The following is a 15,348-nucleotide window of genomic DNA, read 5'->3' on the forward strand; positions in this document are numbered from 1 at the left end:
AAACTGCCGGTCGACATGGACCCGGCCAAGGCCGCGCAACTGAAGGCCGACGAGAAGGAACTGGCCCAGCGCCTGCAGCGCGAGGGCACCTGGCGCCACCTGTGGCGCATTGCCGGGCACTACGCCAACTACAGCGTGTTCGACGTGCCCAGCGTCGAGGCGCTGCACGACACGCTGATGCAGCTGCCGCTGTTCCCGTACATGGACATCGAGGTCGACGGCCTGTGCCGCCACCCCTCGTCGATCCACAGCGATGACCGCTGACCCCAGCCTTTTGCACAAGAACAAGATGAGGTAACCATCATGACCGTGAAGATTTCCCATACTGCCGATATCCAGAAGTTCTTCGAAGAAGCCGCCGGCTTTGGCAATGACCAAGGCAGCCCGCGCCTGAAGCGCATCATCCAGCGTGTGCTGCAAGACACCGCGCGTCTGATCGAAGACCTGGAGGTCAGCGAAGACGAATTCTGGCATGCCGTTGACTACCTGAACCGTCTCGGCGGGCGCGGTGAAGCCGGGCTGCTGGTGGCGGGCCTGGGCATCGAGCATTTCCTCGACCTGCTGCAGGATGCCAAGGATGCCGAAGTCGGTTTGACCGGCGGCACCCCGCGCACCATCGAAGGCCCGCTGTACGTGGCGGGCGCGCCGCTCGCCCACGGTGAAGTGCGCATGGACGACGGCAGCGAGGACGGCGTGGCTACTGTCATGTTCCTCGAGGGCCAGGTGCTCGACCCACAGGGGCAGCCGCTGGCCGGCGCCATCGTTGACCTGTGGCATGCCAACACGCGTGGCACTTACTCGTTCTTCGATCAAAGCCAGTCCGATTACAACCTGCGTCGGCGCATCGTCACCGATGCCGAAGGCCGCTACCGTGCGCGATCCATCGTGCCGTCAGGCTATGGCTGTGATCCCCAGGGCCCGACCCAGGAATGCCTGGACCTGCTCGGCCGCCATGGTCAGCGCCCGGCCCATGTGCACTTCTTCATTTCGGCGCCGGGGCACCGCCACCTGACCACGCAGATCAACCTGGCCGGGGACAAGTACCTGTGGGATGACTTTGCCTATGCCACCCGTGACGGGCTGGTGGGTGAAGTGGTGTTCCATGAAGGGGCTGATGGCCGCCATGCCGAGTTGAAGTTCGACTTCCAGTTGCAGAAGGCCAAGGCCAATGCCGATGAGCAGCGCAGCGGGCGGCCGCGAGCACTGCAGGAGGCCTGATACACCGCGCTGGTTTCTTCGCGGGACAAGCCCGCTCCCACAGGGACCGCGTCAATTTCGGACCTGGGGTGATCCTGTGGGAGCGGGTTTACCCGCGAAGAAGGCAACACAGAACAAGAGCCAGCCACCAAGGCCGGCCGCTGCCTTGCGAGAAATCACATGAAAACCCTTATCAAGGACTGCTCCCTGTCAGCCCTGGTCGCCGGCTGCATCGCGACCCTGATCTCCTACGCCGGCCCGCTGGTGATCATCTTCCACGCCGCCGAAGCTGCCGGCCTGTCCCACGGCATGCTGTCGTCCTGGGTCTGGGCTGTTTCCATGGGCAGTGCCGTGCTCGGCGCCTTGCTCAGCCTGCATTACCGGGTTCCGGTGGTCATCGCCTGGTCGATACCCGGGTCGGCACTGCTGGTCACTGCGTTGCCCCAACTCGGCCTGGAGCAGGCCGTGGGTGCGTATCTGGTCGCCAACCTGGTCCTGCTGCTGATCGGCATCAGCGGGGCCTTTGACCGTATCATCGCGCGTTTGCCAGGCTCCATCGCCGCCGGCATGCAGGCTGGCATTCTGTTCAGCTTCGGCACCGAGGTTTTCCGGGCACTCCCGGCGCAGCCCGTGCTGGTCTTGGCCATGTTCACCACCTACGTACTGATGCGCAGGCTGCAACCACGCTACGCCGTGGCCGCGGTACTGTGCGCAGGTGCGGTGGTGACCCTGGCCAGCGGTGCCTTGCGCAGCGAGGCGCTGGTGCTGGAGCTGGCTTCGCCACAGTGGATCACCCCGCAATTCAGCCTGGCGGCGACCTTCAGCCTGGCATTGCCGATGGTGCTGGTGGCGCTGACCGGGCAGTTCATGCCGGGCATGGCAGTGCTGCGCAACGCCGGTTACGACACCCCGGCCAGCCCGCTGATCAGCGCCAGTGCGCTGGCCGGTACGCTGCTTGCGCCGTTCGGTTGCCATGGGCTGAACCTCGCGGCCGTCACCGCCAGCCTGTGTACCGGCCATGAAGCCCATGAGAACCCGCGCCGGCGCTATGTCGCGGCCGTCGCTGGCAGCGTGTTGTACCTGCTGCTGGGCATTGCCGGGGCCACCTTGATGTCGCTGTTTGCCGCGTTCCCGGCGGCATTGATCGCGGCACTGGCCGGCCTTGCCTTGTACGGCGCCATCAGTGAGGCCCTGGCGCGCAGCCTGGCCGAACCCAGCGAACGTGATGCCGGGCTGTTCACTTTCATGGTTACCGCTTCGGGGGTGTCCTTCCTTGGCCTGTCGGCGGCGTTCTGGGGGCTGCTGTTCGGCCTGCTGGCCCATGCACTGCTGCGCCTGCGCCGCCCGCAACCTCAGGAGGTGCTGCGCCGCAACCCCTGAATATCCGTGTTCCCCGCGCTTAATCCATAACAACAAGATCAAGAGAGCTTCGGAATGAACCACACCCCTTGTGTCGCCATCGGGCTGACCTTGCTCAGCCCCACCTTGCTCGCCGCCGAAGGTGGCTTCTTCGCGGATGCCAAAGCCAGCCTCAGCGCCCGCAATTACTACTTCAGCCGTGATTTCTCCGACATCGTCGGGGCCAACCGGCAGTCCAAGGCCGAGGAGTGGGCCCAAGGCTTCATCCTCGACTTCAAGTCCGGCTACACGCCGGGCCCGGTCGGCTTTGGCGTCGATGCCCTGGGCCTGCTCGGCATCAAGCTCGACAGCAGCCCCGACCGGGTCAACACCGGCCTGCTGCCAGTGCACGGCGATGGCCGCGCAGCCAACGAGTACAGCCGCATCGCGCCCACCTTCAAGGCCAGGCTGTCGAAGACCGAGCTGCGCGTGGGCGAACTGCAGCCGAACCTGCCAGTGCTGACCTTCAGCGATATCCGCCTGCTGCCGCCGACCTACCAGGGCACCAGCATCAGCTCGGCGGAAATCGACGGGCTGACTGTGCAGGCCGGGCACCTGACCAGCACGCACCTGCGCAACGAGGGCGGCGACGGCAAGATGAACGCCATGCTCGGCCATGTGCCTCAGCGCCAGGCCGAAAGCGATGCCTTCAACTACATGGGCGGTGACTATGCGTTCAATGCCAACCAGAGCAGCGTCAGCCTCTGGTACGGGCAGCTTGAGGATATCTACCACCAAGGTTTCCTCGGCCTGAAGCACAGCAAGCCGGTGGGGGATTGGGTGCTGAGCGCCAACCTTGGCTACTTCACTGCACATGAGGATGGCGATGCGTTGCTGGGCAAGATCGACAACCAGGCGTTCTTCTCGATGTTCACCGCCCGGCATGGCGGCCACAGCTTCCACGTTGGCTACCAGGGCATCTACGGCGACAGCCCGTTTCCCCGGGTGTTCGCCAATATCTCGCCGCTGGGCAACGAAGTGCCGACCTATGAGTTCGCCTACACCGACGAGCGCTCGTACCAGGTGCGTTACGACTACAACTTTGCCGCGATGGGGATCCCTGGATTGACCACCACGGTGCGCTACATCACCGGCAACAATGTCGACACGGGCCGGGGATACGAAGGCAAGGACCGCGAGCGCGATCTGGACATCGGCTATGCCGTACAGAGCGGGATGCTCAAGGGGCTGGGCATCAGGGTCCGCAATGCCATGGCGCGGTCGAACTACCGCAGTGACATCGATGAGAATCGGCTGACCCTGGTGTACACCTGGCAGCTGTTCTGAGGCATTACCGGCCATTTGTTGTCACACAGCAGCGATTGCGCCACCCAGGTATCAGGGGTTAGGTTTCCTCGATTGCCATTGAGGAAGCCTGACTTTGGACTCCATCACCCAAGCCGTGCTCGGTGCTGCGCTGCAAGGTACGGTGCTCGGCCGCATCCAGGGCCGCCGCTCGCTCATCTACGGCGCGGCACTGGGCACCGTGCCGGACCTCGACGTGGTCATCCGCTACGCCGACCCGGTGTCGCAGATGACCTATCATCGCGGCTTCTCCCATTCGATCTTCGTCCTCACCGGGCTGGCCTTGCTGCTGGCGTGGCTAGTCAACCGGCTCGCCCGAAGGCGATGGCCCGACAAGGGCTACACGCTGCCCCGGCTGTTCCTGGCGTTCTGGCTGGTGCTGGTGACCCACCCCATCCTCGATGCATTCACGGTTTACGGCACCCAGCTGTTCTGGCCGCTGCCGTTCACCCCGCTGAGTTGGGCGGCGGTGTTCATCATCGATCCCGTCTATACCTTGCCGCTGTTGCTGGCGGTTCTATATGCCGGCTTCAAAGGGCTGAAGGGCAGGGCTGTGCGGGTGTTGAGCCTGGCACTGGTATTCAGCACGGCCTACCTGGGCTTGGGGCTGGCCGGGCGCATCGCCGCCGAGCAGCGTTTTCAGCTGGCGCTCGAGCAGCAAGGCATCCAGGCAAGCGAGCTGCGCGCCGTGCCCATCGCGTTCAATAGCCTGGTCTGGCGGGTACTGGCCAAGACCCCGGAGGGTTTCTACTACGAAGGCATCAGCAGCACGTTTGACCGCGAACCACCCGAAATGCAGCGTCTGCCTCTGAACCTGGAGGCAGGCAATGCCCTGCACGGTGCGCCTTTGCTCGAACGTCTGCGCTGGTTTACCGGGGGCTGGCTGCGCTATGACGTGGTCGGCGATCAACTGGTGGTCACCGACCTGCGCATGGGCATCCCCGGTAACTACACCTTCCGTTTCAACATGGGCCATCGCGACAGCCAGGGGCAGTGGGTGGCCGATACGCCAAGCCGCTGGGCCGGTTCCGGGGTCGGTGCGATGTTCAGCAACGGTGACCTGGCATTGATCTGGCGGCGCATACTCGACCAGCAACCGCCATTGCCGTTGGCCTCGTGGAGCGAGCGCTGAGCGCATGCCTTTGCAATACTGCAAAGTGATCCCATTTAAGCCGGCCTTCAGTATGCCCAGGAACCTGCCATGGAACCCAACCGCTTCGGCGACATCGCTGCCTTCGTCAGTGCCGTCAAGGCCGGCAGCTTCACCGCTGCGGCCGCCAGCCTGGGATTGACCCGTTCGGCGGTGGGCAAGAGCATCGCCCGGCTGGAGGCGCGCATGGCGGTGCGCCTGCTCAACCGCACCACGCGCAAGCTGAGCCTGACCGACGAAGGCCTGGTGGCCTTCGAGCGCTGGCGACAGATCCTCGATGACCTGGACGAGGTGGAAAGCACCATGGCCCAGCGCCGTGGCAAGCCCACCGGCACCCTGCGCCTGACGGCGCCGCTTTCGTTGGGCCAACGCCATGTACTGCCGATCCTGGATGACTATCTCAAGCAGTGGCCGCAGCTGCGTGCCGACATCCGTTTCACCGACCGTTTTGTCGACCTGGTGGAAGAGGGCGTCGACGTCGCCGTGCGTATCGGTGCGCCCAAGGAAGACTCGCAACTGCTGACCCGCACCGTCGCCTGGCAGCAGTTCGTCACCTGCGCCTCACCTGAATACCTGAGCCAGCACGGCGTGCCGCAGGTTCCGGCGGACTTGTACGGCCATGACAAGATCGCCTTCCTGGCCGGGGAAAAGTCGATGCCCTGGCGCTTCCACACCGCCGAGGGGCTGCACCTGTGCGAAGAGCCCGGGCGGCTCAACATCGACAGCTCCGAAGCGATGCTCGATGGCGCGCGGGCCGGTTTCGGCCTGATTCATCTGCCGACCTACATCACTGGCGACGACTTGCGGGCCGGTACCCTGGTGGAGGTGCTACGCGATTATCGGCCGCCAGCAGACCCTATCCGTGTGGTCTACCCGAGCAAGCGGCACCTGTCGCCACGGGTACGTGGGTTCATCGACCTGCTGGTGGCGACCTGGGCGCAAGGCGTGCCCTGGGAACGCTGATTGGGGACTGCCAGGCCCGTATATGGGGCCTGACTTCGGGTTTATCCCAAGCGTGGCAGCGCAGACACTGGTGTGACTGATAATCCCTGTGGAGACCCCATGACTGCCTTGTCCGTACTGGATCTGGTCATGATCGGCGAAGGCAAGACTTTCGCCGACGCGATCGAAGAATCCCGCCAGCTGGCTCGCCACGTCGAGCAGCATGATTACCGCCGCTACTGGATTGCCGAGCATCACGACATGCCCGGCATCGGTTCGGCTGCCACCTCGCTGGTGATCAACGAGATCGCCAATGCCACGCAGCACATTCGCGTCGGTGCCGGCGGCATCATGCTGCCCAACCATGCACCGCTGGTAGTCGCCGAGCAGTTCGGCACCCTCGACACCCTGCACCCGGGGCGTATCGACCTCGGCCTGGGGCGTGCACCCGGCACCTCCGGGCCGACCGTGCGGGCCCTGCGTGGTGCCGCGCCTGAGCGCGACTTCAACCAGGACATCGCCGAACTGCGCGACTATCTGGCCGACAATGGCAAGCGCCAGGTCCGCGGTGTGCCGGGCGCGCACGCGGTGCCGGTGTGGATCCTCGGCTCCAGCCTGTTTGGCGCCGACCTGGCCGCGAAGCTGGGGCTGCCGTATGCCTTCGCCTCGCACTTTGCACCGCGTTACCTGCTGCAGGCGATTGCGCATTATCGGGCGAACTTCCAGCCTTCCGCGCAACTGGCCAAGCCGTATGTGATGGTGGGCGTGAACCTGTTTGCTGCTGACAGCGATGCCGAAGCGGATTACCAGGCCAGCTCGCACCGCAAGTGGATGCTCGACCTGCACGTCGGGCGCTTCGGCTTGCTGCCCAAGCCGCAGGAAGGGTATGTGCAGAGCCTGCCCGGGCATGAGCGGGCGGTATTGGAGCAGGTGATGGCCTGCTCTATTGCCGGTGGGCCTGAGCGGGTGCGGGAAGGGCTGCGCTCGCTGATCGAGCAGACCGGGGCGGATGAGCTGATGATCGATTGTCGGATCCATGACCCGTTGGCGCGGCTGCGCTCGCATGCCTATGCGGCGCGGGCTTTGGCTGAATTGAGTTAAACCTCACCGGCCTCTTCGCCGGCAAGTCGGGGCGCCGAACCGCCGCTCCGACTTGCCGGCGAAGAGGCCGGTGCAGGAGAACGCTCAGCGACGAGCCAACCGCCCGCTGACAAAATGCGCCACATCGTTGAACCCCGGCGTCGACGCATGCCCTGGCGTCACCAGCGAATCGACGAATGCTTCATCTTCCGCCGTGATCTTCACGTCCAGCGCCCCGCCATAGGTATCCCACTGCGCCTCGGTGCGCGGCCCGACGATGGCCGAACTGACCAGCTGGCTGTTGAGCACCCAGGCAATCGCGAACTCGACCAGCCCCACGCCCTTGGCCTGCACGTAGTCCTGCAGTTGCCGGGCAATGGCCAGCGATTCCTGGCGCCATTCCACCTCCATGATGCGCTTGTCCTGGCGCGCTGCGCGGCTACCGGCTTCAGGCTCTGCGCCCGGCGCATACTTGCCGCTGAGCACGCCGCGGGCCAGCGGGCTGAACGGCACCACGCCCAGGCCGTGATACGCGGCGGCGGTCATCTGCTCCGGCTCGGCCTGGCGATTGACGATGTTGTACAACGGCTGGCTCACCACCGGCTTGGCCACACCCAGGCGCTCGGCAATGTTGCAGATCTCGGCAATGCGCCAGCCGCGGTAGTTGGACACGCCCCAGTAACGGATCTTGCCCTGCTGCAGCAGGTCGCCGATGGCCCGCACGGTTTCTTCCAGCGGCACCTTGTGGTCTTCACGGTGCAGGTAGTAGATGTCCAGGTAATCCAGGTGCATGCGTGTCAGCGTGGCATCGATGCCATTGAAGATGTGCTTGCGCGACAGCCCGCTGCGGTTGGGCAGGCCATCGGTGGGCCCCATGCCGACCTTGGACGCGACCACCCAGTCCTGGCGATGGCGCGCCACCGCTTCACCGACGATCTCTTCGGAGCGGCCGGCGTTGTACACGTCGGCGGTGTCGATGAAGTTGATGCCCTGGTCCCAGGCCTTGTCGATGATCCGCAACGCGTCCTCGGTGCTGGTCTGCTCGCCGAACATCATGCTGCCCAGGGTCAGGGCGGAGACTTGCAGGCCGGAGTGGCCAAGGGGACGGTAGAGCATGCCGGGTGTCCTTTGCGGGGAATGATCCGCTTGTTTTACACATAACCGGCCGGGTTTTAAAGGGCGCACGGGCGGCGAGATCAGCCAATCACCTCGAGGGCCTGATCCAGGCTCAAAGGTCGTTTCATGCGTTGTGACAGCGTTGCCATGGCATCCGAATAGCCCTTGGCTACCACTGCCTCCACCTGATCCCCGACACACTGCAAGGCAATGAAATCGCCTTTCTCCGGTTCCCCGACAAACTCGATGCGGTTCCAGTCCTGGGCATGCCCCAGCACCTCGTAGGTGCGCCCGTGCTGGTAGGTCCAGAAGAACGGCACATCGTTGTAGCGGCGTTGTTCACCCAACATGTTGGCCGCTGCGATCACCCCATGCTGCTGGGCCAGCCGCCAGTGCTCGATGCGTACCGGCCGGCCTGCATGGGGGAAGGTGGCGATGTCGCCGGCAGCCCATAGACCCTCAGCGGCATGCAGTTCGGCATCGACCGGCAACGACTGATCCTTGGCCAACGGCACGCCCTGCAGGAAGGCAGTGGCGGGCTTGACCCCGGTGCCCAGCAGCACCAGCCCTGCGAGCAGTTTTTCGCCATTGGCCAGTTGCACGGCCTCGACCTTGCCTTCGCCCAGGAAGCGTTCGACCTCGGTCGGGCCATGAAAGACCACGCCCTTGCGTTCATGCAGTTCGCGAATGCAGCGACCGATACGCTCACCGAGCTGTTTGGCCAACGGTACTTCGTGACGGGTGACCACATGCACCTGTGCGCCGTACTTGCGCAGAGCCGAGGCGGCTTCCAGGCCGATGAAACCGTCGCCGACGATCACCACCGGCTGGCCAGGTTCGGCGGCATCGAGCAGGCGAGCGGCATCCTCGCGTGAGCGCAAGGTCATGATGCCAGGCAGGTCGACCCCAGGCAGTGCCGGGCGCAGCGGTTTGCCGCCGGTGGCCAGCAGGGCGGCGTCATAGTCGATGTGCTGGCCGTCGGCGAGAGTTATCTGGCGCTTTTTCGCATCCAGTACGCGTACCTTGCCCAAGCGCCGATCCAGATGACCTTTGCGCAGTTGATCGGGCTCCAGCAATGCTGATACTTCGTCAGGCGCCATCTCCCCGGCGATGACGAATTTGCTCAAGGCGGTGCGGTCGTATGCCGGCTGCCGCTCCTGGTCGAGCCAGATCAGGTGCCCGCCAAAGCCGTGGTCAAGCAGCGTGGCAACCGCTGCCGAGCCGGCGGCACCGGCACCGATCACCACGAAGGTGCGGGCGTCGCTGTGTCGAGGTGGCTCGTTCTTCGGCAACGGCTGGTCATCGACCCACACTTCACCATCCTTGACCCAAGCGCGGTACCGGCGCAGGTCGGTCAGCGCTGGCGGTTCACACACCGCACCTTCATCGACGGCAAACGCGGCCTTGTGCCAGGGGCAGACCAGCAGGCCGCCGCAGATCATGCCTTCTTCCAGCGGCGCGCCTTCGTGCGGGCAGTTGCCCTGGTAGGCATGGACCTGATCGCCCTGGCGGATGAGGATCATTTCTTCGTTGCCGGCCTGGACGCGCAAGGGGCGCTTGGGATCGAGCTGTTCGAGGCGGGCCACGGCGTGCTGGGTCATGGGGCATCTCCAAAGGAGCCATCTGCAAAGAGCTTTGCACCATTTGACGCCGGTGGTGGGAGGGGGATGCGTTGATCTGACGATCGGTGTTCTTGTGTTCGCCTTGGGATTTTCGGCGCCTGAGAGATCGAGCGCCGCACGCGCGGCGCTCGATCTCATGGGCGCTGCAAACCTTCCGGCGAACCTACCAACAACCTCAGTGGCTGCGCGCTGCCGTCAGCGCACCGGCCCGGGTAACCCGCAGGGCCACGAGGCTACCCAGCACGATCAACGCCGCCAGCGAATACAGCGCAGCATCGGTCGAGCCGGTCTGGTCCTTGATGAAACCGACCAGGTACGGGCTGAGGAAACCGGCCATCTGGCCCACCGAGTTGATGATCGCCAGGCCCGCCACCGCCGCACTGGCGCTGAGCAGCGCGGTCGGCATCGGCCAGAACATCGGCAGGCCGGTGAGGGCGCCCATGGTGGCGATCGACAGGCCGAGGATGGCGATGCTCGGGTTGCCGGCGAAGTTGACCGCGATGAGCAGGCCGATGGCGCCCATCAGCATCGGCACTACAAGGTGCCAGCGGCGCTCGTTGCGCAGGTCTGCCGAGCGGCCGCAGAGGATCATGAACACGCCGGCCAGCAGGTACGGAATGGCGCTCAGCCAGCCGATCAGCAACGGGTTGTCGAAGCCCATGTTCTTGATGATCGATGGCAGCCAGAAGTTGATCGCGTACACGCCGCTCTGGATGCAGAAGTAGACGAAGCCGAAGGTCCAGATCAGCGGGTTGGTCAGCACGGCCAGCACGCTGTCGCCGGTGGTGTTCGGCTTGCTGGCGGCGTCGGCTTCGAGGTCGGCGGCAATCAGCTGGCGTTCGGCCGGGCTCAGCCAGGCGGCTTTCTGGTAGCCATCGCTGAGCAGCTTGATGGCCAGCACGCCGAGGGCCACGGTCGGCAGGCCCTGGATCAGGAACATCCACTGCCAGCCGGCCAAGCCATGCTGGCCAGCGGCGAAGTGTTCGAGGATCCAGCCGGAGAACGGCCCGCCGAGCAGGCCCGACACCGGGATTGCCGACATGAACAGGGCCATGATGCGGCCACGGCGGTCAGCCGGGAACCAGCGTGAGAGGTACAGCACCACGCCCGGGAAGAAGCCAGCCTCGGCGGCGCCGGTCAGCAGGCGCAGGCCGTAGAACTCGGCGGGGGTGGTGACGAACAGCAAGCAGGTAGGTCGGATTATACCCCTACGGGAATCCTCCCTTGGCTGCCCCATGCTAACATCGCCTCTCAGTAAGGAATCTCCATGCCGCAAGCCATTAGCTACGTTCGATTCTCCAGCCTACGCCAGAGCAAAGGCACCTCAGTTGAGCGACAGGAACAGATGATTGGCCAGTGGCTCAGCCATCACCCTGATTACGATCTTTCGGCACTCCAATTTAAAGACCTTGGCAAATCTGGCTACAAGGGTGAGCACGTAAAGGGGGGCGGGTTTGGGAAGCTGCTCCTGGCCATTGAGGCAGGAGCCATCAAACCTGAGGACGTTGTGCTGGTTGAGGCTATCGACCGTACAGGCCGCCTTGATGCCGTAGACATGCTGGGCATCCTGCACCCTATCCTCAGTGCTGGGGTTTCCATTGTCACCCTGGACGATGGCCAGACGTACAACCGAGAAAGCTTGAACGGGGCTGGGCTGTTCATCTTGTCTGCCAAGATTCAGAGTGCACACCAATACTCTGCTGCTCTGTCTCGCCGTATCAAGGCATCGTATGAAAGTCGTAGGAAGGCAGCGAAAGAAAAGGGGATCACACCAGAGCGGTACACCCCGGTATGGCTCACTTCAAAAGGTGAGCTGATTGAGCCTGTTGCTGAGCAAGTCCGTGTGGCTTTCGACCTGTACATATCGGGTGTGGGCACATCGGCCATTGCCAAGCGTCTGCGTGAGTCTGGTGTATCTGAGCTGGCTAAGGTGGCTGGTGCCTCTGTTCGCCGTTGGATCAACAACCGTGCAGCGATAGGGGAGTGGGATGGTGTGGAGGTGTACCCGCCTGTGGTGAGCCTGAGCACGTTCCAGAAAGCTCAACTGCACAAGGAGAAGGTGAAGACTGTTCCAGTCAAGAAGACAGCGAAGCATTTCCTTGTTGGCCTGATGAAATGTGGTGTGTGCGGTAAGAACTACATTGTTCAACATCGCAAAGGCAAAACGTCCTCTGTCCGTTGCCGCTTGAATCAGATGGCAGGGGATTGCACCAACACTGCTCAGCTTCCATTGCCGATCATTCAAGCCTTGATGGCTTACTGTGCAGATGATTGGAAGCATAAGGCTGTTGCCAGTCTGAACACTGGGGTGAATGAGGCTGAGATAGCTTCTCTCCGTGTAGAGGTGGAGCAGGCAACAACCAAGATAAAAGGGCTTACTGACTCTGTGATGGCCCTTGGGGCGCTCCCTGAGCTTGTAGCAGCGATGAAAGAGAACAATCAGGCCAGGGAGAAGGCTATAGCTTCAATCGCCATCCTAGAGCGTACTGTGATTGGTGGTGAATATTGGGCGGCTACCACTGATGTGTGGAAACTGGAACAGGAAGACCCCCAGCGGCTATCGAGTTTGCTTGAGCAGGTTGGATTTTCTATCACCATCAATCCTGATAAGACGTTGGCAATTGCTAACGGGCCAGCAGTGTGGAAGTACAAGGGCAAGGATCGGTCTTCTAATCGGTTTGTGCTTGATAACGGGCACAAGCTTTTCATGATCGCCCGTTATGACTACTGTGATACTGGGATTGTCCGTAACGATGAGTTTGAAGAGTTCGAGAACGACCTAGCTAACGGATGCAGGCCAGAAGACGAAGAGTAACTTACGCAAGGCTATGGAAGGCCCTGTAATCTTAATAAGAAGTTGAAGAAAAAGTTGTGCTGACTATGGCGTTATTACAGTTTTCGTGGTACAATAGAGTACGAATTAATAAGTGTGCTGGCTTGGGTATTAATTCATTTGATTCCTTGTGTTGAGTCATCGTTGTTGTTCATTTGAGGCTGCCACGAAATTGGTGGCCTTTCTCTTGTCTGTGATTTGATATCGTCAAGACAACTATCGGAAACCCCGCACCAAGCTCCCCGCATTAGCCACTCACCAATACCGAATAAACAAAAAGGAAACCAAACATGGCAACGACTATCCGTGCGTGTAAACATTGTGGCTCGCCAATGGTGTGCGTCACCTCCCGTAAGACCTTCTGTGATGGTAATTGCAGAAATAATCACTTCAATCAGAATGCTCTCATGAACACAGTGCAGGGCATTGCACCAAAACTAGAACAAACACTAAAAGGAAAACATCCGTATGGCGACAACAAAGAACCCAGCACTCAGTAACAACCAGAAGTATGATAGGTGCTACATCCTCACCGTAGGAAACTACAGCACTGGTCGTGGCCTAAGATTGGCCAGCAATGAAACTCCAGACCCGCTACAGCTGACATTCTCCGTAGATAAGAATAGCGACCATAAGCACAATAGAGGCAACTCTGCCAGTATTGAAGTCTACAACCTCTCTGCTGACCAACAGCTGCTCCTTGATGATGACTTCCTTGAGCTTGAGCTTTACGTTGGTTACAACAACGGTGAAGGTGCAAAGCTTCTGGTCAAGGGCAATGTAACCGACCGCTCCACAATCAAGCGTGGAACTGACTCCATCACTCAACTGATTGTAGGGGAGGGGTACACCAACCTTACTACATCGCGTATCAGTCAAATCGTAGCTCCAGGGCAAACCGTAGCCGATGTGTTCAACACTATCGTTGATAACATGCCGGGTGTTGCCCGTGGTTCGATTGTAGGGACGAATCTGAACAGTCCTATCATTCATGGTTGGCGTTTGTCTGGAACTCCAAAAGAAGAGTTGGATAAGCTTGCCCGTGCGTACAACCTTGAATACCACATCACGAACGACACACTCACTGTAACTGACCTCAATCAGCCAAATTCCAAGAGTACAGTTAACGTCCCCATCATTTCACAAGACACAGGAATGATTGAACAGCCATTCCGTATTACAGACAAAGCCCGTATCTCGAAAAAGGACAAGCGTCGTCGTCCAGGGGTGCAGGTTAAGTGGTTGCTGGATGCGGCTGTTCTTCCAAGCTCCTTGGTACGGATTGAGCATGGAACATACTCGGGTTTCTACCGTGTAAGCAGTGTTCGCTTCAGTGGTGAGTTCCGTGGTGGACGTTGGGACTGTGAACTTCAATGCCACATTATGCAGGATGAAGATTTGGTCGTACTAAATTAAGAGGAACCACAATGGCAATTCAGTCTAAGAAAATTAACGTTGAGGGTAAGACGTACAAGATTACCCAACATCCAGCAACAGAAGGTTGCTCCCTGCTTGAGAAGTATGGCAATGCTATTGTAGCGTTCAGTGTGTCTCAGGAAACAATCGTTGCTCATAACAAGCATCTGATCCCATTCACTGTAGCCATTGATGGTAGGGTGCTGGGGCTGCTCCAGTTCATTGACAAGATTGCTGCTCCTGATACCACTTACGAAATGTTTGAACAGCCCAAGACACAGCAAGCTAAATTGACAGTGCGTGAAGTGTTGGCAGGGGCAAAGCTTGAAGACAGGGAAGAGCCTGAACGTGTTCCAACGCCCCTGAGCTACCCAATCACCTACAAGGCCAGTAATAAGCAACTCGCAGAAGTTGACATTGAGTCTGTATTTAACGAGTTTCTGCGGTACATTACACTTGATGGTGAGCAGGTAGATTACGACACTGTCAGTCATGCTGAGCTGTCCCAGCTGCTCGCTCACGTGATTGAGTTCAATTTCCTAAATATCTGGACTAAGAAGCGTTGGCAGCTACCAGAGAATTACAGTAGTGGTGTTGGTGTTCCACGATCTTTGGAAAGGGTGAATGAACAGTACAGCCAACCTAACGTCATTTACAACATTCTCAAATGTGCACAACCCTTGGCAACCCTTACCGACCTTTCTCTACATTTGAGCGTGAGTGATGCTTACGATGCCAACGAGACAGCACTACGGATTTATTACGAGCAAGTTGAAATGCAGCGAGAAGCTGAACGACAAGCCAAAAACAACGGAGGGCATTAATGGCAAGACCCAACAAATTTGCTGTATCCCGATTTGAAAGACACATTGAAGTGCTCCAGGCCACCGGCCTGCACTGTGCAATCTACACTCTCAGAGGTTACCAAGGTCGGGGCAAGCGTAAGCCCAACGATGTTAACCTCGCCAAATTTACGTCCTACTTCAATGATGTGGTAAGGCGTACTCATCCAGAGGTGTACAACAACTACCATTTCTTCTGGTTTCGTACTGGTGATGAAATCACGGTGTGTTTCTCTGGCAACATGTTCTTGCTCGATGCTGTAGAACGGTTTATGTCCAACACTGTGGTTAATGTCAGCATTGCCCATCGTGTGACTGAGCTTTGTTCTGGCAGAGACAAGAGCAGATTCAACGGCGTATTGGCACAACGTCTTACACTCTACAGCCCAACTCCCCGAAAACGTTCCTACGGGGGATGCCACCTGCTGGGCTAACAGCACAAGGAAC

13 protein-coding genes and 1 pseudogene are annotated in these 15,348 nt (G+C 60.4%); 11 read left to right on the top strand and 3 right to left on the bottom strand.

Translation table 11 applies throughout. The annotated features are described in order from the left end of the window. The 7 genes from catC to ACIPZ5_RS17675 form a co-directional block, all read left to right on the top strand. Positions 1 to 264 (top strand): muconolactone Delta-isomerase (catC, locus tag ACIPZ5_RS17645; RefSeq protein WP_400809835.1); only part of this gene is annotated, 264 nt, incomplete at its 5' end. A 39-nt stretch (positions 265 to 303) separates the two neighbouring features. Continuing rightward, complete coding sequence (gene catA / locus ACIPZ5_RS17650) at positions 304 to 1,218, top strand: catechol 1,2-dioxygenase (protein ID WP_400809836.1); 915 nt, start codon at positions 304 to 306, stop codon at positions 1,216 to 1,218. 159 nt (positions 1,219 to 1,377) lie between these two features. Beyond that, the gene (locus tag ACIPZ5_RS17655) at positions 1,378 to 2,577 is read left to right on the top strand and encodes a benzoate/H(+) symporter BenE family transporter (protein ID WP_400809838.1); all 1,200 of its coding nucleotides are present in this window, start codon (positions 1,378 to 1,380) and stop codon (positions 2,575 to 2,577) included. A 54-nt stretch (positions 2,578 to 2,631) separates the two neighbouring features. Then, complete coding sequence (locus tag ACIPZ5_RS17660; RefSeq protein ID WP_400809839.1) at positions 2,632 to 3,882, top strand: OprD family porin; 1,251 nt, start codon at positions 2,632 to 2,634, stop codon at positions 3,880 to 3,882. A gap of 94 nt (positions 3,883 to 3,976) precedes the next feature. Continuing rightward, positions 3,977 to 5,032, top strand: coding sequence for a metal-dependent hydrolase (locus ACIPZ5_RS17665; protein WP_400809840.1), 1,056 nt, complete (start codon positions 3,977 to 3,979; stop codon positions 5,030 to 5,032). A 69-nt stretch (positions 5,033 to 5,101) separates the two neighbouring features. Next, positions 5,102 to 6,013 carry a LysR substrate-binding domain-containing protein gene (locus tag ACIPZ5_RS17670; protein ID WP_400809841.1) on the top strand — a complete coding sequence of 304 codons (912 nt, stop codon included), beginning with the start codon at positions 5,102 to 5,104 and terminating at the stop codon, positions 6,011 to 6,013. Between the two features lie 99 nt (positions 6,014 to 6,112). Continuing rightward, positions 6,113 to 7,093: an LLM class flavin-dependent oxidoreductase gene (locus ACIPZ5_RS17675; RefSeq protein WP_400809843.1), complete on the top strand. Its 981-nt coding sequence runs from the start codon at positions 6,113 to 6,115 to the stop codon at positions 7,091 to 7,093. 84 nt (positions 7,094 to 7,177) lie between these two features. On the opposite strand, the gene ACIPZ5_RS17680 is transcribed toward ACIPZ5_RS17675, so the two are convergent. From ACIPZ5_RS17680 to ACIPZ5_RS17690, 3 genes and pseudogenes are all read right to left on the bottom strand, one after another. Next, positions 7,178 to 8,188, bottom strand: a complete 1,011-nt coding sequence (locus ACIPZ5_RS17680) for an aldo/keto reductase (RefSeq protein WP_261940008.1) — start codon at positions 8,186 to 8,188, stop codon at positions 7,178 to 7,180. A gap of 80 nt (positions 8,189 to 8,268) precedes the next feature. Next, on the bottom strand, positions 8,269 to 9,789 hold the full coding sequence (locus ACIPZ5_RS17685; protein ID WP_400809844.1) for an FAD-dependent oxidoreductase: 1,521 nt from the start codon (positions 9,787 to 9,789) through the stop codon (positions 8,269 to 8,271). A 196-nt stretch (positions 9,790 to 9,985) separates the two neighbouring features. After that, a pseudogene (locus ACIPZ5_RS17690) lies at positions 9,986 to 11,002 on the bottom strand (MFS transporter); the annotation flags it as partial. Between the two features lie 75 nt (positions 11,003 to 11,077). On the opposite strand from ACIPZ5_RS17690, the gene ACIPZ5_RS17695 reads away from it, so the two are divergent. The 4 genes from ACIPZ5_RS17695 (at position 11,078) to ACIPZ5_RS17710 (ending at position 15,335) form a co-directional block, all read left to right on the top strand. Next, positions 11,078 to 12,625, top strand: a complete 1,548-nt coding sequence (locus ACIPZ5_RS17695) for a recombinase family protein (RefSeq protein WP_400809846.1) — start codon at positions 11,078 to 11,080, stop codon at positions 12,623 to 12,625. Between the two features lie 486 nt (positions 12,626 to 13,111). Further along, positions 13,112 to 14,059, top strand: coding sequence for a hypothetical protein (locus ACIPZ5_RS17700; RefSeq protein ID WP_400809847.1), 948 nt, complete (start codon positions 13,112 to 13,114; stop codon positions 14,057 to 14,059). An 11-nt stretch (positions 14,060 to 14,070) separates the two neighbouring features. Further along, entirely contained in the window at positions 14,071 to 14,883 is an 813-nt protein-coding gene (locus ACIPZ5_RS17705; RefSeq protein WP_400809848.1) for a hypothetical protein, read from the top strand. Then, the gene (locus ACIPZ5_RS17710; protein ID WP_400809849.1) at positions 14,883 to 15,335 is read left to right on the top strand and encodes a hypothetical protein; all 453 of its coding nucleotides are present in this window, start codon (positions 14,883 to 14,885) and stop codon (positions 15,333 to 15,335) included. The genes ACIPZ5_RS17705 and ACIPZ5_RS17710 overlap by 1 nt, the downstream gene beginning before the upstream one ends. Positions 15,336 to 15,348: the final 13 nt, after the last annotated feature.

Source organism: Pseudomonas sp. NPDC089428 (genome assembly GCF_044749325.1).
Classification (GTDB): domain Bacteria; phylum Pseudomonadota; class Gammaproteobacteria; order Pseudomonadales; family Pseudomonadaceae; genus Aquipseudomonas.